Genomic DNA, 17,972 nt, shown 5'->3' on the forward strand with positions numbered 1-17,972 from the left:
CACGCACAGCGGCTTTCCTGTATCGATCCCCGTATTAGGATTGAAAATATGGTCTCCCATACATCACTTGAAGATCGGCGTCAAATACATTTCGATAAACAACCTGTAATCGGCTGGAGGAGGCATCGATAAACTTGCCTTCACCGGCATAAATGCCAACATGTGTAATATTCATAAATCTCCCGTTCGCCTCATAGCTCCAGAAAATCAAATCACCCGCCATTAGCTCATTGGAGGTTAGGGAAAGTCCGTTTTCCGCGATAAATCGCGCCTGTTCTGCCGCCGTTCGGGGCACCTCAACGCCTAATTGCCGATGTACCCACTGTACAAGAAAACTACAATCGGTATAGTTATCCTTTCCTGCTTTTAGCTGGCTGTACGGATCGCCCAACCGAGTCAATGCCAGTTCGACAGCCTGGCTTCCAAGCACACCAGCGGGCAAATCGGATATAACCGCCGCAGACTGTTCGGACGTTAATCCGGTATCACCGTTCTTTCCAAGAATGGCTAACATCATGGGACGAAATTCTGCCGACAGGAGTTCATTCATCAAATCGACCTATTCCGTAGAAAAATCATAGAGCGCCGCTTCTGCTCTGCTGTTCGGGTAGAAATCGACAGTCGCAGGACGCGTTCGTATTCCGTCACCGACTATTCAACAAACTCCATCACTCTGTTCGACGGCGACAGTCCTTGTATGTTCTAGTGTTTCGAGCTGCGAGTCGATCGGATTCATATCCCAAAAAACAGCCTGCAGCAACTCCTCTCTCTGATGATCTATTGTAACCACTCTATGCGAGCGGCAAACTGGGCGTCCATTTCCTCTAAGATTTGAATCATTTTTTTGTGTCGGGTCCTGTATTTTCGTCAGCCACAAAAATGCCGAACGGTGAGGAAAGCAGCGCCGCGACGATCATAATGATTATTACCGCTCGCCGGGCTTCGTCGTCATCAAGTTATACAGTTTCGTGTGCCGCGGGAACTTATCGTTAAACGGTACAAGGGAACTGCCGACCTTCATCAGTCCATTCCCGGCGTCAACATTCGTAATATAGGACAGTTGCAGGTCCGAAATGTTGAGCAACTCGGCAAGCTCCATCCGGTCGGTACTGGCCTGATTCAGCATGACGATGAATTCACTGTTTGCAAGCATGGTGCGGGCTGTATGACTTTGTAGCAGATCGTCCACATTTTGCGTAATACCTGTGCAAAAAGCGCCATACTTTCGGACACGCTTCCAGAGCGTGAACAGAAAGTTGGCGCTGTATTCGTGCTGGAACAAAAGGTAGATTTCATCAATAAAGATAAACGTATTCTTGCCTCTGGCGCGATTTTGCGTAATCCGATTCAAGATATTGTCGAGTACGACCAGCATGCCGATGGGAAGAAGCTGCTTGCCCAAATCGAGAATATCGTAGCAAATCAGCCGATTGTGGACGTTGACGTTGGTCGATTGGGCGAACGTATTCAGACTGCCGGAAGTAAATAATTCAATGGCCAGCGCGATATCCTGCGCCTCCGGTTCTGCTTGCTTGAGCAGCTCCGCACGGAAATCCTGCAATGTCGGCGGCTGTCCCTTATAGTTGCTCCGCAAATACTTGCGGTACACAGCGGCGGTACAGCGATCGATGAGCGACTTCTCCTTGGCTCCGAGCTGATGTCCTCCGATCAACTGCTCGCACAACGACAGGACGAATTCCGATTTAAGAATGATCGGATTGGCTCCGTCGCCATAATCCCGGTTCATATCCATCGCATTGATATGGTTCGACGAAGTAGCAGAAATGTGAATCGTCTCGCCACCCAGCGCATTTACCAGAGCGGAATACTCCCGCTCCGGGTCAATCAGGATGATGTCGTCATCGCTCGCCAATATCTGATTGACGATTTCCCGTTTCGCGGCGAAGCTTTTACCGGAACCGGATACGCCAAGGATAAAACTGTTTCCATTCAGCAATTGCTTTCGATTGGCGACGATCATATTTTTGCTGATGACGTTTTGCCCGTAATAAATGCCGTCTGGATGCATGATCTCCTGCGCTCGAAACGGGATAAAGACAGCCGTACTTTCAGTCGTGAGCGTCCGCAAAGCATGAACCTTTCGCAGCCCATACGGCAGCACCGTGTTCAAACCGTCCATTTGCTGATAGGAGAGCGTGGAAAACTGGCACAAATGCTTGCGCGCCGTAGTGAGTAATGTCTCCGTATCGCTATCAAGTTGTTCTTTGCTGTCCGCAACATGCACCATCGTAAGTAGTCCGAACATCATCCGCTGGTCGCGTGTGGTGAGGTCGGTAAGAAATTCCTTGCTCTCTTTGCGCTGCTGCTCCATGTCGTAAGGGATGACAGCAGAAAAGTTGTTGTTGCGATTTTGCCGTCGCTGCCAATTCGTAATGTTCGTTTCCACGCCGAGCAGTCGATTCTCCACTTCGCGGACAGCTTCATCGGTCGGAATCGGGATCACATCGAGCGACAGCAGCAAGTTGCGGTTCAAGTCGCAAAGTTCGGCTACCATGCTGTCCTTGATATAGCTGGCGTAATCACGCAGAAAGATGACCCGACCGTAGTATTCGCCCATCCGAAAATGATCTTTGGCAAACTCGAAGGTATCCGGGCAAATGTAATCCTTGAAATCGTGTCCCTTGCGCATCATCTCCTTCATGTCGAAGCGAAAATCGGCTTCCTCGTCAATCCGGAAAAAGTCATGCAGAATGCGCAGGCGGTCAGTCGCATCAAGCTCGGTACATTTCGAGCCGAGACGAGAGAAATGCGCCGTCAACTCCGTGCCGACCCGCGCGAAGTAATGTCGAGCTTCATCCACGTTCTTTTTAACCACGGAGATGGTGATGTATTTCTCTTGAATCGTCCCATTGGTGTTGCCATCAGTCGCTTTACCAAGCAACATGTCGTTGTACTCCTGCCGATACACATCCAGCCCGTCGTGCTGGAGCGGAATAAGAATGGAACGTTCTACATCTGCCTGATTAAGCCGCCGATTGTGAATCGTAATCTTCGTCGTCGCGCCGCTGTCAAACGAATTAAGCAATTCGGAGTAGGAAAGGAACATCGTCTCCTTGTCCTCTCTCGATGCGACAGCGTAGTTGATGTCCGCGAAACGGAACGACTTCGAGAACTTGTTGCCGACAGCAAAAATCCCGTCCGGCCAGATGGCGCGGATCGGGATCGCTTGTTGTACGCTTTTGGGAATGACAGACCGCTCCTTGTCCTGCTTCATGGTGCGCCTGAGCGTCTTAATCATCGCGCTTCATCCTTTCTTGCTCACGCTTGTGCAGGCTTCCTTTCAGCGCTTCGTAGTATATGTTGGTCGAGCGGAAGACAAGTCGTCTTGGCATCAGAAACTCCGACTTCACATACGCCCACAATAGTTGCTCCGCCGTCATACCGTGATAGCAGATAAATCCGAGCGCGGCGCAGGGAGCTGCCCCCAATATGCACATCCAACTGAGCGTTTCCAGTCCGAAATGACTGCGCAGCCCGAAATACAGTCCAATTGCCGCTGCGACCGCCAGAACAGAAAAAAAGAACTGCCGCAAGGACAGTCCGAAGAACAAGCTTTCCGTATAATCCCGGATTTCCCGGTTGATTTTCACTTCCACTTTTATCCCTCCCGGATGAGCAGTCTACGCCTCAGGCTCGTTGCTTTCAGGTTTGAACAGTGTGTCGTCATCAAATGGCACAGGATTGCTCAATAGTTCCACAGCAAGCTGAAAGCCATCCTTCATCCCTTGCAAATATAACCACTCATTGATAATCGATTGTTTAAAATGATGTCTGTCCTCCCAAGCTTCAAATTCAGGCATACGACCAATATCCATACCAACAAACAAGACTTGAAAAGCCTTCTTTTCTTCAGCACGAACACGCTTGAGATCAGGATGATGCTCGAATCGTGCAGAAACGTAGTCCAATCGACCTTGAATAGCTGTTCGAAACCACGGTGGAATTTCCATTACCTGCTTCCCCCCACAACTCTTTTACCTTACCCGCTGCTTCTGCTTGGCTTTCATGTGATGATAGCAGGCTACTAGCTGATCGACCTTCTGACTTTGCTCTTGAAATGCTTGATGGCCGGATAAAGAAATGGATTGCTTTATTAACTGTTCACCAAGCGAATTCAGCTTTCGCCGCTCCTCTTCCAGCTCTCTTAACAATTCGTTCATTTATCCATCCTCCCGTTTTTATTGTGAGAGCCGACATTTTTGAATGAAACACGGTGTATGTTAGAAGACTACTTCGATGGTAAGTTTTAATCTCATTTATGTCAATTGTGTACTCCTCCATAATGGGAGTTATAAACTCAACCCCTGTAAAGAGGTGACGCTTGATGATTGGTTACGATAAAAAGAAGGTGGGGCAACGCATTCGGAAGCAACGAGAGGCATTGGAAATTTCTCGTGAACAACTGGCTGAACGAGTTGGACGGGTCCCAAGATTTTGCGCCGATATTGAACGAGGTAAAGCCGGGATGTCCATTGAAACGATGTTCAGTATTTGCAATTTGCTCAAGCTTTCTCCTAATGAATTGCTCCTGGGTCAAGAGGAGAGCGCCACACCTTACGATGAAACGGCATTGATTATGGCTGCGCTCAATCAATGCACAGAGAAGCAGCGCAAGGATGCTCTGGCGCTATTGAAGCTATTTTTGACCGCAATCCGATAACTCCCATCATTCACAAGGTGATTACAGTCCCATCATTTCGCGCACGATACGATCTGCCATCTTCACCGTACCGACAAGAACGAGCATGTTGAAAATGAGTTCCCCGATATACGTCCACACCATCGTAACCGCGCCCGCACTAGAATCGACGGCTGGAGGAGCGGTAGCAAAGGCGGAATAAATGATACACGCCAGTACAATAATCGCGCCTTCCAGACACGCTGCCGCGTATCCTTTCAGGAACGACTTGCCGATATTTTGGCTTGGCTCCCCCGCAAATGCGGACAGCGGAACGGGGGCTATTGCCGTATACAAATAGATACGGAAAAAGCGCCCGTACACCGAAAGGATCATCACAAAGGATAGCACCGTAATGAACAAACTGCCGAGAATGGTGACGATCCACAGCGGAATGCTTTGCCAGAAGCCAACGTCTTCAATCGCTTGCGCTACCGTATCCGGCAAGGCCATAGCCTCTGTCGTTCCAAACCCGGAGCGTCCCATCATCGTTGAGATGATCCCCTGTACAATCGTAAAGAGAGCCATCATCAACTCCAGACCATAGGTTACGACCGCCTTGGCGAGCACAAAGCGGATAAACAGCTTGACGGCCATCTCCGGCCTTTTCACTTCCGCAAAACTGCCGGTCGACTTCACCACGCCAATCACAAAAAACAAGACCAGAAGCGCCAGTCCCGTCGCCTGCAACGCACCGTGAATATCTGTGATGACACGCCAAACGCCCCCACCCTTAAAATCCGCTGGCGATTGCGTAACGAGGCTCCAGATTTCATTCATCTTATCGTTCCAGGTATCCAAGGCATTTTCGAGGTTGTCGATCACCCAACTGTTTTTTGCCATATTCTCACCCCTTCCGTAAACAGGGGACAGACTAATCGTCCGCCCCCCCTATGCAAAGCTACAAGCTCATCCGGCAATCAGGGTAAGAATTTCCTTCGTAAACGTAATAATGACCCCTCCGGCGAGCGTCAGAAACCCGTTTGCACGCTGGGAAGGGTCATGGGATTTTAGCGACAATCCAATTTGAACAATGCCGAAACCGAGAATAATCATGCCAATCGCACGGATTAAACCGAAGATAAAAGTAGACAGATTGTTGACTGTCGTCATCGGGTCGCCCTCTGCATAAGCAGTGGAGACGAATACAGTTCCCGTTAAGATTAGCACGATGTACAGGGCCAGTAGCCGTTTCGTTTTCATTTTCAAGTTCATCATTCCCTTCGTAAAAATAACGACTCTACTTCTTCTTCCGAAAGAAGCTCATAATCCCCGTCTGCATGAAGGAACACGGATTGCCAGTCCAAAGCGTGATCCGTGCCGCCATGCTGATAGGGAAGACCGTTACCATCCGTCGTGAGCGAGACATGAGGATGCCTGAGCAAATCATATTTGTCGTCCTGGACTGGATGTTCGCCACGGATAAAGAGTAAGCAAAAGCGGTTATCCAGCAACCTCACCTCGTCTGGTGTGAGCAATTCGCGGCCTGATTGCTGGTAGTTGATCGAGTAGCTGCCGTTTCTCCCCTTGCTCTGGCCGTAGGTATTGGTATCAATCGTTTCCTTGCCAAGCAGCTCCGAGACGTATTTGTGGGTAGACTGTTCGTTGCCGCCCAAGTACAAAAATTCGTCGCAGTTGCCCACAATCGATTCCCACGCATCCTTGTACAGCGCCTTGAGTTGCGCTAAATTTTGCAAAATGATAGAAACGGAAATTTCCCGGCTGCGCATCGTGGAGAGCAGCTTGTCAAATTCGTCGGGAAGCGCTACATTGGCGAACTCGTCCATGACAAAGTGAACATGAACCGGCAGGCGTCCGCCATGCCGATAGTCCGCCTCGTACATCAAGCATTGAAAAAGCTGCGTGTAGAGCATGCCGACAATGAAGTTGAAGCTGCTGTCGTTATCGGGAATGACGGCAAACATCGCCGTCTTCTTCTCCCCCATAACGGGCAATTCCATTTCGTCGACCATGCTCATCCCCGCAATCGTATGCAAATTGAACTTCTCCAATCGAACGCCGAGGCCAATTAAAATGGACTTGGCCGTCTTGCCCGCCGCCAGCTTGAAAATGTTGTACTGCTTGACGGCAAGGTGTTCCGGATCGCGCATTGCCAGCCGCTCGAATAGTTCATCGAGCGGGCTTTGGTACGTTTCGTCCTCCTCCCGCACCTCCGCAGCCGCGATCATTTCCATGACCATTGGGAAGTTTTGCTCCTCGGGCGGTGCTTCATATAGGAGGTATAGCACGAGCGCTTCCAGCAAGGCGGTCTCGGATCGCTCCCAAAAGGGATCGTTGGTATTGCTGCCCTTCGGTGTCGTATTGCGGATCAGATTGGTGACCAGCTTGAGAACATCCTTGTCGTCTTGCAAATAGGCGAAAGGATTGTAGCCATGCGAACGGTGCGGATTGATGAGGTCCAGCACCTTGATGTCGTAGCCTTTGGACTTGAGCAGATGCCCGGTATCGCGCAAAATCTCGCCCTTTGGATCGAGCACAACAAAGGACGTATGCGCCTGCATGACATTCGGCTTGGCGTAAAACCTTGTTTTCCCAGACCCGGAACCTCCCACGACAAGGACATTCAAGTTCCGGCGATGCTTGCGGCCGTCCAAGCCGATTCGTACCTGCTGCGTCAAAATTTTGTTTTGTTCAGGTTGCTTGTCGCGGTACTTGGCATTAATCCGTCTGGCCTTGCCCCATCTTGCGCTGCCGTGTTCTTCGCGCCGCCGATAATTGCGCGGCGACGCCAAGTAGATGCCGACCGAAATCCCATAAGTCAGCGTGAACAGCAACAAGCTTCGCGGCGTATCCTCGACCCATTGAATCTGGAAGGGATGGTTAATCGCTTCGCTGAGATGCAGCAGAAGTGCAGGTAATCCCTTTGACAAAGCAGGGGCGGCAAGCAGCGCCGCCCACACGACCGGAATAAAAAAAACCGCAAAGAGTAAAAGATTACTCCTTGCGGTTTCAGCGCGCCGCATGATGACTCCGGCGCTTTATTTTTTGATAGGGAGCGTCAATCGCTTTGAGCAGTAAATCGTCAACAGGATCGGTCGGCCGCTGCTGGCCGATCAAGTCGTTGCGGAGCGCATTTAAGGCGTTGATGACAATGCCATGCTCGTAATGATCCATTCTCAGGATGCGTTCTTCCTCTTTCATCGCCACTCCTCCCAACGGAAAAATGAAAAGCAGATTCATGCCACGACTAGCGGGTGGTGGAATCGCTGCGATTCTGTTGCTGCTGTTGCTGCTGTCGCTGCTGGGCCAGCATACGGTGCATTCGACGGGATATGTCGTGTGCCGCATCCTTCATCACCGTCAGCTCGGCGCGAATATGCTGCGGCTCCAACTCCTTGAGCCGTTCGTGAACCCGGCCGAAGCGGAAAGTAGCCGTCTCGACGCCGAACTTTTTGCAAAGCATATACGCAGCACAGTAAGCTTGAAAATTGTAATGTGAACGGCTGTAGTCGTTATGGCCGCGATCAATCTCCGCATGCGCCAGCTCCTGTGCGAGCGCCCGAAAAATGTCACCAGCCCCAAGTCCGCGACGTATCACGATGCTTCGCGTATCCGGCTGATAAAGCGCATGAACCTCCGCAGGCAAGCTATCTCCAATCGTAATCGGAATAGGTGACCGGTCCATCAATGCCTTGATGCGCGTGCGGTCATCCGGGTAGATCGGCGATTCCTTTTTCGGTGCGGTTGTTTGCGCAACATCGAACATCTTCTTGGGGTTGTAGCTGATTGCGGTACTCCCATCTTCCCGCTTGTATTCCTCGCCTGGCTCCAAGATGTAGAGGCCGGTTTCCTTGCGACGGATATAGACGCCTTGTTCTTTCCAGCTATCAAAATCAGCAATGCGAGTGGCATCCGGGCGCTGCGCGAGAATAAGCAGCGCATTCGCGACGCTGTAGAGATCAAAACGGCTTTGTACGTCCAGATAATGCTGAAATTGTTCGCCGTTTTGCGCAATGTCGGCTGTGGCAGTATCAATCGTCTCATACGTCCACTGCCGCAGTTCTTGCTTTTTTTGCGCCCATGCTTCTTTGTCGAACGGCTGCTCACGCTGACCGGAGGCCGTCGTGACTTGGGGCTGGAATAACTCGTCCAGTTCGCTCATTTCGATTTCCCTCGCTTTCGACTCCCGGCCATCGGAACGGATGCTTTACTGCCGGACGCCGACTTCCCGCGATCTCTGCGCTTAGGCAACGACGGTTCCTGCACCTGCTTCCGCCGTCTGCTCTCTGCCGCCCGGTTTTCCTCCCGAATTTCACGCAGCAATTGGCGGACGGACACTTTTTCCTTCGGCTTTTCAGGGTCAATCGTAACCCTTTCGTATGCCGCGCTGCGCTCGGAGGTAGGCGCGGACGGAGAGGATGGTTCCGTTGTCCTCTCCTCCTGTGTCGGCGGGAGGGGAAGCGGACGCTCCGGTTCCGTTCGCTCGACCTCCCACGCCTCGGCCGCCGGTTGATTGGCTCCCTGCTGCACGTTTACCGGCTGAACCTCCGCCGCCGGCTCGGGCTTTCCCAACAGATCGTCCAAAAAATCCTCACTGACTGCCGCGCCCTCGTTTGAAGCTGGAGGCTCGCTGGTTCCTTCTTCGGGTGTTACGGCATGTTGCTCTGGTGGTTGCGCCGCTCCTTTACGCTCGTCCGACTGCTTCTCGCTGCGGGACTTCACAATCTCCTGCTTGATGCTGGCCGTATCTACGGTCGCCAGCTTGAAGCGTTCAACGATTCGGTTGATCTTGGACGCATCCTCGGCCCGCACCATGACATCGCAAAGCCCGTCCACATTTTTCTTGTCACGCAGCGCGCAATAGAGGACACCGTACCGCTTCGCTTCTTTGCAAAAAGTCGGCAAGTCTTCATTTCGTACTGCAAACACCTTCAGCTCCTTGCCGCTGCGCAGCAAGCTTTCCAGGCGAATGCGGCCTCTTGTTCGTTTTTGCCCTTGCAGGGCGGCGAACAAATAAACGGCCAGATGCTTCGCGCCTTCGCCGGAGATTTTCGCCATGACCTCAATGCCACGAAGACTCATGCTGACGACCTGATCGGCCGCTTCGGTTCCGCTGCTCATGGACATTGGCCTCCCTTCGTGTCGATTGGTCTTCCTCGTTACGTTGCAGCTTGTTTGCCAGTTCGTTGGATCGGGCAAGAATGCCCGTACAAAGCCTCACCTCCTTTCGGAGCTTCGCAAGCTGACGGGAAAGTTCGGCAATTTGCGACTTGTACGATTCGATTTGCTCAGGATGCTGGCAGCGGCGAAGCCGGTTGTACAGCATTTTGCGGGAGCCGTATCCTTGCCGCAATTCTGTTTGCAGCTCAGCGTGGTAAGCCAACAATTGTGCTTTGCTGGAAATGCCGTGACGACACAGCAGCCTGGTCTGCTCCGTAATGGCCGTCAGATGCCGCAAGTCTTCGCGCAATAAAAAAGACGTCCGTTTGAAGGACGCGCGGGAATGGGGCAGAATCCCCATCTTGAATAGGTAACGCAGATACAAGGCTTGCAGACCGCTAAATCTACGTCCGATGTGCAGGGTTCTGCGAACGATGACGGCTCGCCTGCGCCGCGGCAACGGCAACGGTGGCTGACGCTGCGGTAACTGGTTTTGCAGAATACGCTCTTTTATCGCAGACTCCGTGTATTCGTCGCCAAGACTGCGCAATCGAACAAACCGCTCTTTGCCCGGCGGGCGTACCGCCAAATGCTTGACGTTCGACTTCATTTCATAACCCTGCTTCTGAAGGATCGCGAAGAATTGCGTCATCGTCATGGCAGCGGCGATAGCGGCGGCGATGTCCTCGCGAATCAAGCCGCGCCAGGTCGGTTTGTTTTCCTGTTCCGCTCGCCACTCGCCGTAATGCTTGGCCTTGCCCGGTTCCGGCTGCTCGATGACCGATAAGGTATGCTCCCGGCAAAGTCGATCGGATGTTTGCCGCATCAGCGCGTAAGAGGCTTTGTTATCGTAATAGCGTTTACCATCCAGAAACGACACCGAGTTTAAGACGAAGTGATTGTGCAAATGCTCCTTGTCCAAATGGGTTGATACCACGACTTCAAAGCGTTCCCCCCATAGCTCCCGCGCCAGTTTGACGCCAATGGCATGTGCCATTTCCGGCGTCGTTTCGCCCGGTGCAAACGCCTGGTACCCGTGAAAAGCTACAATGCCATCGGTCTTTTGATATTGTCGTTTGGTACGCTGCATTTGTTCGTAGGCGGTAAGAGGATCGCAATTGATTCCGCTCACGTAAAGCTGTTTTTCCGTTTTGGCATCCGCGCTGGTATAAGCGAGCACCTGCTGTAAATCATCCTGCGCTACACGCGCTTGATCGGTCTTATCAGGATTGGTGGCGTAATCCAGCACACGCTTGAGGCGGTCTGTAACGTCCCATATTGCGGTTGTCGCCATGTACGCTGTCCCCTTTACGGTGGATGTACGTTCGGATTTCCTTGCGGCTCGGTTCTTGGCTCAGGTGCTGTCACGGCTTGTTGAATCTGCTGGACAGCACGGCGTAAGTGGTCTGCTTCCTGCTGAAAAGACGCCCGATCCAAATGACCTGTCGCATGAGCCTTCGCTGCGAGTTGGTTAAGGTTATTGCCGATGGCATGAAGTTCGCGCATCATAGCGAAATAGTCCGTTGGCGGCATCGCCTTCGGGACATAGCCGTTAATCAAGGAGCGAATATAACCTTCCTGTGAAAGTCCCGATGTCTTCGCACTCGCTTGGAGTTTTGCGTTTTCAGTATGGTTCACCCATACCTGAATCCGAATCGCTCGTCTTCTCATCATGTTCACTTCTTTCTTCAAAGGAAATGGCCCGCATGAAATAGCTGAATGGTTTCTGCTGTTTCTGAAAAATACCGATCATTGTTGAACCTATATTCTTGATAAAACAGCGTGCTGTTGAGGTAGGGGTATTAGGGGTTTGCCCCTAACAAGCGAATTTGGGAGACCAAATTCAGTGCTTGCTGCAACACGAGACAGTCGTCTCGCGTCGCCTCAAAGCACCTGCCGGGAAAAAGAGGGGACCCCCGAAACAACAAAAAGACGCTGATCCACTCAGCGTCTCCCACAGAACATTTTTGTTATCTTACCAACCAACGGTAATCCTGGCGGCAGTCTACAATGAAATCGACATACACGATTTCATCCTGAATTTGATACAACACCAGATACCATTTTTCCACGAACATCTTGTGATACTTGTTTGACGAGATAGATTCCGCTTCCAGAAAAGGATAGCGTTCTGGCATTTGCGCTAAGGAACGTATCGCATGCAGCAATTCGTTCTTCGTTTTTCGCGCCGCATCAGGACTGTTCTCCGCATGAAATCGCACATGAGCCGCCAGCATCTGGCGTGCGCGATCGGAAACGATGATCTTATAACGGGGCATCTTTTCCATGCTGAACCTCGTCAATAATGCCCTCTAGGTAAGTGTCCAGTTCATCCGGCGTCACACCAACTCGGCCCGCCAAACGATCCTCTTGAACAGCGAGCAGTTCTTCGCGCAGCTTTAACATCCGCTCGCGACGGGAGAACGTCTCAATGTCCATCACGACAAGATCTCCTTCACCGTTCTTGGTCAGATAAATCGGTTCCCCGGAAGATTTGCATAGATCGGCGATTTCATTGTAGTTTTGCCGGATGCTGGCGGAAGGCTTGATTATCATCTGGCTCACTCCTTGCATAGCTGTTTATTGATTTTATTATACCTGTTACATGCTATGCAATCAACGGGCTATGCTTACCCCCAATTTATCTACATCCCATCCACATCAGTGAGAATCACATTTCCTGGTGCACAATATCAGACCCTATCGACATCCACCGCTATCGGGATGGTTCCCCATATCTTCTTCGGGATTCCATCAATTCGTTGTTTACATCCTTTGCGTACTTAGGCGGCTCATCGGATATAAGAAGGGTGGGGGAGAGGAGCCTCTGTATCATGGCTGCCGCCATTCGCCCTGTATCATCATTGTCCAAGTGCAGGACAAGTCGATTCACCTGGGGAAAGCACTGCAAGTACTGCATTAGGGCAGCCGGGGGAGTAGGGTCTTCCCCCTCTGTCTTGGGCCTATATATTCCGGCCAGCGACAGCTTATGCGCCTGCCGCCAATCCCGGTCGGCGAGATGTTCCAGCGTACAGAAGGATAAAAGATCAATGGCGCTCTCAAATAGATGCAGTTCCGTACCGTTTCCCAAGGCCGGAATAGAAAACGAAAACCGCTTGTCGCTCCCAGCGGCTTCCCCCATATAACGGGTACTTGTCGTACCTCGTATCGCCCCATAGCGCGGCGTCCCTTCCTGGTCAAAACCGACAAATACCGCATTGTGGTAGCGTCTACTTTCATACAATCGCCCCGTTTCGAGACAGTAGTCTATCAACGTGCGATGGATACCGCGTTTGCTGAGATAGGCCATGACGCGATGCGATGTATGATTCGGTTCGGGAAGCTCAAACCGCGCAGGAGAAAAGCGTTGTTGCAAAGATTGCGTAAATGTAGGTGCGCTACCCGAATCAGCTCCTTCGATTTGCAGTACCGCATCGGAAAAAGACAAACCCCGCACTTTGATCAAATAGTCCAGCGCCGAGCGTCCGCCGATCCCCCTTGACCACCAGTACCATTTACCGTTGGAAATTTTCAAACTGTCGTGTGTCCGGGTAGTATAGACATTGCGAGAGCAACGTACCAGTTCTGCGGGCTCCCACATTTGCAAATACGTGAGTAAATCCAGACTTTTCGCACGTTCGATCTGATCCCTGCTTACATAGCTCATTGCCGTAGCTCCTCTCCCGTTCATCGTGCCTTACCCCGCTTTTTGGGATACAGATAAGCTCTGCTTTCCTTCAACTCCGTAGCGCCATTCTTTTTCATGAATGCGTCTAAATCGCCTTCATAAACTTGACTGGTCACCCCGTTCGAATCACGAATGTAATAATACATGTCGTCAAATGCGTTCTTCTCTTTGGATATCAACTCCAATGTTGGCACGGTTTCTCCCTCCTCGGTCGGGCTAGTTCCGTAACAAAAAGGCGGTAGAATCGGGCAAAAGCATCCGCCGCCGCTTGGGATGGCATACATCATGTTCATTCCTCCGGAAATGCGAAAAGGACCCCGAAGTCGGAGTCCATTTCGTCTGTAATTTATCAATTTAATAGTGGGGCTATATTCGACCTGTGAAATGCTGCGCATCGAAGTCGTAATTTCCCAAACAACAAAAAGCCTGCCGCTCGATGAAGCGCAACAAGCTTTCTAAAATAATGTATCCGGTTTTAATCGAAAAGCACGAAAGATAAATCGCTAAATGGACTTATCACAGTAAGCTAGTCCGGTATTATTTTTGATTACGGGCCCAAAGTCCATGATTCTGTTTTTAGACCACCTTAAATCATAATATTGTCCCTCTGATTCAACTAGAGGATTAATCAAGTCGTCTGGATGGATCATTACAATCCGAGCCACTTTACCATCTGACAAAAGAACTGAATCCCCAATCATCCTGTTCATTAAGTTTATGATGAAACATTGAACAATAACTGGATCAAATAATCCGAATGCTCGTTGGTATATTTCCTGAAGTACTTTGTATAGTGGAATTGCTTTCTTATATACTCGCTCTGAAACCATCGTATGAAACACATCGGCAACAGCCACAATCTTACTAAAGTATGCAATCTCTTCACTAGATTTTCCGTATGGATACCCGCTGCCATCTTCTCGTTCATGATGTTGTAGGGCAACCAGCGCTTGTTGATCCGTCATGTTTGGAAGTTTAATAATCATCTCATACCCGAACACCGTATGCAGCTTCATTTCAGCATACTCATCCGAACTTAATTTGTCTGCCTTATTCAGGATTGAATGCGAAATTCTTTGTTTGCCCAAATCATGCAACAGACCCGCAATAGCAAGGTCATTCAATTCTATGTCATGCAGACCCAACCATTTACCAATTAAATAGGATAGCACCGAAACTCCAATACAATGTCGATACGTATAATGATCTTTCTTTCTTAAACCCAATAAGACATTCGAAATATTATAATTGGAACACAATTCCTGAATCTTTGGCATTACCTTTTGACGGATCATTTGATTTGATGGCTTCTCGGTACTGTGGTGTATCTTTTCATATATAGATTGAACTTCAGAGATTGTTTCATCTATTATAAATTCGGTAATAAGTTGGGTGTCCGCATCCCATAGATTAACACCATGTTGTTGTAAGAGACCGAGATTATGATCATTTAATATGGTGCTCTTTGGTAAAAGCAAACTGCCTTGTCTAGAATAAATATTGTTATTTAATCTTCTCCCGATGAATGTTGTATTGTCGATAGGAATCACTCCCTCCCCTATGCAAGTCTCTTGATGCTGTTCTGATCAAAAGTCATTTCTTCTACTGGTTCAAAGATATCGGTACTATACCGATCAACAGTTACTCTGCCTTCAAACATTTTCTTTACAATTACCTTATTTATGGCTTTTAGGCTTGTCCCAACTCCAGTGAATCCACCCACATACATTGCAGAAATGGTATCTCCAGCCTCCAGTTTAGAACCCCTACATACAGAGTTATCTAGGAAGAATACGATATTGCCCGCTGAATAAAGATCACATTGAATAACACCTTCTCTTCGAATCAAAATATCCCCATTTGACTTTAATGTAGAGTTTTGAGCTTGGTTAATATTGATCTGAACTTGCGATTCTTGACTTAACGCAACTCTCATGAACGCTTCTTTCAATACACGAATGAAATTTTCCATTCTTGGAGCAGTCATCACTTCAACGATCTTGGTCGGTAACAAAAATAACTCCAAATAATCTTTTTATTGCTGCATAGCGTCCTTATTGTAAGTCTGAAGGCTTGAAATAACGCCAAGCAGTTCTTTCACAACTTCCCAAACCTGCTGATACTTGCTCTCGGTTACTAACAATAACGCTTGTCCATATCTAAACTGTAGTTTCTTCTTACTGATTTCATTCAATAACAATTTTACACTTTCCGCCATCTTCTCGAGGTAGTCCATTAACTGTTTAGAACCGTTATAAAGTCTGTTGTAGAGCATGCCGAAATACCCCGAATAAAGATTACTTCCAATTACATTACCCTTCACTGCAATACTTCCTGTGGCGGTTAAGGTTGAATTATAAACACTTCCAGATATATAAATGTTCCCCAGCGACTCAATAATCATGTTGTCCATGACATCGCCATACACAATAACGTCTCCAGCAAAAACGATATTACCTGTTTGCAAATCAACATTCCCTGGTACAATGAAGGCGGTGTTAATATCGAAATACTTTATCTTGTTACCAGTTATTCGCGGTCTTCCTTCTTTCCGAGCAATCACGATATCATCTGGTGTTATTTCAACACTTTCTTTCCCAGCAATGCGAATATCGTGAACCGGTTCAGGAAGTAATATATTTCCAAAGACATCATACCCCGCCTGACCGTCTACGGGGGGTGTCTTCTTTGCTATTACATCTCCGCTTTTGACAGAAGGAATATTCAAATGATTCTTAAAATCCACAAAACCTCTTACCTCTGTAAATATGTTCTCGATATTTTCTGAAAAGAAAATATCTAAACGAGCATCTTGACCCTGCACCGGAGCTTTTCCTCTGGCGATGGTCACTGGTCTATATGTAGGTTGAATAATCTCGGTTTGAATAACTGCAACATCAAGATTCATTTTGATATTCATGTTTTCAACAACCGCGAGAATATCCTGCAAGTTTAGTGTTTCCAAAATAATCGCTGAATCTTCTTTGGCAGTAAGGGTCAAATCTAAAGTTGAGGTATTATCAGATAACACCCACGCATACCTCTGTGGACGATGAACAATCAAATACGCTGTTAACTTATCATCCGAAACTTCAATCTCAAATAATGGCTTTTCTTCAATCTTCCACTCAATGACGCTTTCTGATGATATTTTCATTCTTCTATTGATCTCTTGACCATCGACAAATAGGATGACAGGTAATTGAGCTTCAATCGTCGGAATTTTACCCCCATTGGAGGGATTCCCGATAATGATTTTACCCTGTTCGACTTTAATGTATCCATCTTTTATTTGACCCTCTATGTTAATTCCCGCTACTGAAGATGACCCCATCCGTTCACTTTCCGACTCTTGGGAATCATGGTCAAGTTTCTTCAATAGCTTCAATATTTCTTGCTCACTGATAAAGTCTGACATACGAATCACCTCATCGACAGCAACTGAGAATTAATTTTCTAGAGCTGCTGTAACTAATCCTAATAATTCATTGTTGTCGAATGGTTTTGAGAGCACTGCAATATCTTTAGTCAATCCGTCATTTTCTAACACATCAATGGAGCCGGTGCATAGCAAGACTTTGACTGCAGGATCATCTTTTTTGATTTCTTTTATAAGCGAAATGCCATCCATGACAGGCATTTGATAATCAACTATCAACAAATCGGGTTTTGTATTGAAATAGGCGTTCAATGCCTCTTGACCGTTTGTCGCTTGTAAAACGACTTCATGACCTGCATCCGTGATTAAGGCTGAAATCAATAAGCGAATAGAAAAATTATCGTCTACAATCATAATTCTCGCCATAGGCATCCCTCCATTTGAAAATAAAAAACATCAAGTGATGTTATAGAGGTTCACCTTACCTTCGGTAACTTGGCAGCCGTGAAAATTATCTTCCTGAGGTCCATAATTTTGAGTCCCTACTTTCAATAGGTTTGTCGTTTCGTTTGTGAGAACTATGAAGTTCCTGTCGATTTAAATCTTATATAGTCCAATATTACTACATATATTTCTTAAAATAAACCCATTTTGTAGAGTATACTCCGTTGTTATCACCTCCATACTAACTGATTATAAAGCTCTAAAGGGGGTAACTATGACAGTTGAACTAGACTTTGCTAAAATTCTGAAAACGTTGAGGATTAACAATAAGTTGAGTCAAGAAGAACTAGCCTTTAGAAGCGATCTTGATCGAACTTACATTTCAATGTTGGAAAGAAGTATTCATCAGCCGACCATTTCTACAATATTTGCCTTGTCCAGGGCACTTAACATCAAAGCATCCGAGATGATTAAACTTGTAGAAATTGACTGTGAAAATGATATCGAATCGAATCAGAAAAATTAGTTGAAATAAGGACAACCAGAAGCCCGAATGAATTGTCTTCCCCTTTTCCTGTATTCGTGATAGTAAATAAAATCGCATTGAGTGGAGACAAATCAATCCCCCGACAATGCGATTT

General features: G+C 48.3%; 23 protein-coding genes and 1 riboswitch. Of the genes, 2 read left to right on the top strand and 21 right to left on the bottom strand.

What is annotated here, in order from left to right:
• Positions 1 to 34: 34 nt before the first annotated feature.
• The 5 genes from VE23_RS12860 to VE23_RS12880 form a co-directional block, all read right to left on the bottom strand.
• Entirely contained in the window at positions 35 to 550 is a 516-nt protein-coding gene (locus tag VE23_RS12860) for a C40 family peptidase (protein WP_049868191.1), read from the bottom strand.
• A gap of 375 nt (positions 551 to 925) precedes the next feature.
• Positions 926 to 3,259, bottom strand: a complete 2,334-nt coding sequence (locus tag VE23_RS12865) for a VirB4-like conjugal transfer ATPase, CD1110 family (protein WP_049868192.1) — start codon at positions 3,257 to 3,259, stop codon at positions 926 to 928.
• The gene (locus tag VE23_RS12870; RefSeq protein ID WP_049868193.1) at positions 3,252 to 3,617 is read right to left on the bottom strand and encodes a PrgI family protein; all 366 of its coding nucleotides are present in this window, start codon (positions 3,615 to 3,617) and stop codon (positions 3,252 to 3,254) included. Before VE23_RS12870 ends, VE23_RS12865 begins: the two co-directional genes overlap by 8 nt.
• 24 nt (positions 3,618 to 3,641) lie before the next feature.
• Positions 3,642 to 3,971 carry a hypothetical protein gene (locus VE23_RS25465; protein ID WP_021877386.1) on the bottom strand — a complete coding sequence of 110 codons (330 nt, stop codon included), beginning with the start codon at positions 3,969 to 3,971 and terminating at the stop codon, positions 3,642 to 3,644.
• Between the two features lie 24 nt (positions 3,972 to 3,995).
• Positions 3,996 to 4,181 (bottom strand): hypothetical protein, encoded by a 186-nt coding sequence (locus VE23_RS12880; RefSeq protein ID WP_021877385.1) that lies wholly within the window; start codon positions 4,179 to 4,181, stop codon positions 3,996 to 3,998.
• 164 nt (positions 4,182 to 4,345) lie between these two features.
• Here VE23_RS12880 and VE23_RS12885 point away from each other — a divergent pair, with 164 nt between their 5' ends.
• Complete coding sequence (locus tag VE23_RS12885) at positions 4,346 to 4,681, top strand: helix-turn-helix domain-containing protein (RefSeq protein WP_036684668.1); 336 nt, start codon at positions 4,346 to 4,348, stop codon at positions 4,679 to 4,681.
• A 21-nt stretch (positions 4,682 to 4,702) separates the two neighbouring features.
• On the opposite strand, the gene VE23_RS12890 is transcribed toward VE23_RS12885, so the two are convergent.
• From VE23_RS12890 to VE23_RS12965, 16 genes are all read right to left on the bottom strand, one after another.
• Positions 4,703 to 5,542 (bottom strand): hypothetical protein, encoded by an 840-nt coding sequence (locus tag VE23_RS12890; protein ID WP_049868194.1) that lies wholly within the window; start codon positions 5,540 to 5,542, stop codon positions 4,703 to 4,705.
• Positions 5,543 to 5,608: 66 nt separating this feature from the next.
• On the bottom strand, positions 5,609 to 5,902 hold the full coding sequence (locus VE23_RS12895; RefSeq protein WP_256715116.1) for a glutamyl-tRNA amidotransferase: 294 nt from the start codon (positions 5,900 to 5,902) through the stop codon (positions 5,609 to 5,611).
• 11 nt (positions 5,903 to 5,913) lie between these two features.
• Positions 5,914 to 7,683: a VirD4-like conjugal transfer protein, CD1115 family gene (locus VE23_RS12900; RefSeq protein ID WP_049868195.1), complete on the bottom strand. Its 1,770-nt coding sequence runs from the start codon at positions 7,681 to 7,683 to the stop codon at positions 5,914 to 5,916.
• Complete coding sequence (locus VE23_RS12905; protein WP_021877380.1) at positions 7,670 to 7,861, bottom strand: hypothetical protein; 192 nt, start codon at positions 7,859 to 7,861, stop codon at positions 7,670 to 7,672. Before VE23_RS12905 ends, VE23_RS12900 begins: the two co-directional genes overlap by 14 nt.
• A 46-nt stretch (positions 7,862 to 7,907) precedes the next feature.
• A complete protein-coding gene (locus tag VE23_RS12910) occupies positions 7,908 to 8,822 on the bottom strand; it encodes a hypothetical protein (protein ID WP_049868196.1) in 915 nt (304 codons plus the stop codon).
• Positions 8,819 to 9,781, bottom strand: coding sequence for a PcfB family protein (locus tag VE23_RS12915; RefSeq protein ID WP_049868197.1), 963 nt, complete (start codon positions 9,779 to 9,781; stop codon positions 8,819 to 8,821). Before VE23_RS12915 ends, VE23_RS12910 begins: the two co-directional genes overlap by 4 nt.
• On the bottom strand, positions 9,723 to 11,114 hold the full coding sequence (locus tag VE23_RS12920) for a relaxase/mobilization nuclease domain-containing protein (RefSeq protein ID WP_049868198.1): 1,392 nt from the start codon (positions 11,112 to 11,114) through the stop codon (positions 9,723 to 9,725). Before VE23_RS12920 ends, VE23_RS12915 begins: the two co-directional genes overlap by 59 nt.
• A 14-nt stretch (positions 11,115 to 11,128) precedes the next feature.
• Positions 11,129 to 11,512 carry a plasmid mobilization protein gene (locus VE23_RS12925; protein WP_232316916.1) on the bottom strand — a complete coding sequence of 128 codons (384 nt, stop codon included), beginning with the start codon at positions 11,510 to 11,512 and terminating at the stop codon, positions 11,129 to 11,131.
• Between the two features lie 278 nt (positions 11,513 to 11,790).
• Positions 11,791 to 12,108, bottom strand: a complete 318-nt coding sequence (locus VE23_RS12930) for a type II toxin-antitoxin system RelE/ParE family toxin (protein WP_049868199.1) — start codon at positions 12,106 to 12,108, stop codon at positions 11,791 to 11,793.
• On the bottom strand, positions 12,086 to 12,376 hold the full coding sequence (locus VE23_RS12935; RefSeq protein WP_049868200.1) for a type II toxin-antitoxin system Phd/YefM family antitoxin: 291 nt from the start codon (positions 12,374 to 12,376) through the stop codon (positions 12,086 to 12,088). Before VE23_RS12935 ends, VE23_RS12930 begins: the two co-directional genes overlap by 23 nt.
• A gap of 160 nt (positions 12,377 to 12,536) precedes the next feature.
• Positions 12,537 to 13,487 carry a DUF3991 and TOPRIM domain-containing protein gene (locus VE23_RS12940; protein ID WP_049868201.1) on the bottom strand — a complete coding sequence of 317 codons (951 nt, stop codon included), beginning with the start codon at positions 13,485 to 13,487 and terminating at the stop codon, positions 12,537 to 12,539.
• 20 nt (positions 13,488 to 13,507) lie between these two features.
• The gene (locus VE23_RS12945; RefSeq protein WP_049868202.1) at positions 13,508 to 13,795 is read right to left on the bottom strand and encodes a hypothetical protein; all 288 of its coding nucleotides are present in this window, start codon (positions 13,793 to 13,795) and stop codon (positions 13,508 to 13,510) included.
• A gap of 216 nt (positions 13,796 to 14,011) precedes the next feature.
• A complete protein-coding gene (locus VE23_RS12950) occupies positions 14,012 to 15,058 on the bottom strand; it encodes an HD-GYP domain-containing protein (RefSeq protein ID WP_232316918.1) in 1,047 nt (348 codons plus the stop codon).
• Between the two features lie 8 nt (positions 15,059 to 15,066).
• Positions 15,067 to 15,522: a hypothetical protein gene (locus VE23_RS12955; RefSeq protein ID WP_049868203.1), complete on the bottom strand. Its 456-nt coding sequence runs from the start codon at positions 15,520 to 15,522 to the stop codon at positions 15,067 to 15,069.
• Positions 15,523 to 15,543: 21 nt separating this feature from the next.
• Positions 15,544 to 16,926, bottom strand: a complete 1,383-nt coding sequence (locus VE23_RS12960; RefSeq protein ID WP_049868204.1) for a DUF342 domain-containing protein — start codon at positions 16,924 to 16,926, stop codon at positions 15,544 to 15,546.
• 30 nt (positions 16,927 to 16,956) lie between these two features.
• A complete protein-coding gene (locus VE23_RS12965) occupies positions 16,957 to 17,313 on the bottom strand; it encodes a response regulator (protein WP_049868205.1) in 357 nt (118 codons plus the stop codon).
• A gap of 60 nt (positions 17,314 to 17,373) precedes the next feature.
• A riboswitch (cyclic di-GMP riboswitch) is annotated at positions 17,374 to 17,459 on the bottom strand.
• Between the two features lie 146 nt (positions 17,460 to 17,605).
• Between VE23_RS12965 and VE23_RS12970 the strand changes: the two genes are divergently transcribed.
• Entirely contained in the window at positions 17,606 to 17,857 is a 252-nt protein-coding gene (locus tag VE23_RS12970) for a helix-turn-helix domain-containing protein (RefSeq protein ID WP_049868206.1), read from the top strand.
• The last annotated feature ends 115 nt before the right edge of the window (positions 17,858 to 17,972 follow it).

The sequence above is a fragment of the Paenibacillus sp. D9 genome, assembly GCF_001188365.1.
Classification (GTDB): Bacteria; Bacillota; Bacilli; order Paenibacillales; family Paenibacillaceae; genus Paenibacillus_O; species Paenibacillus_O humicus.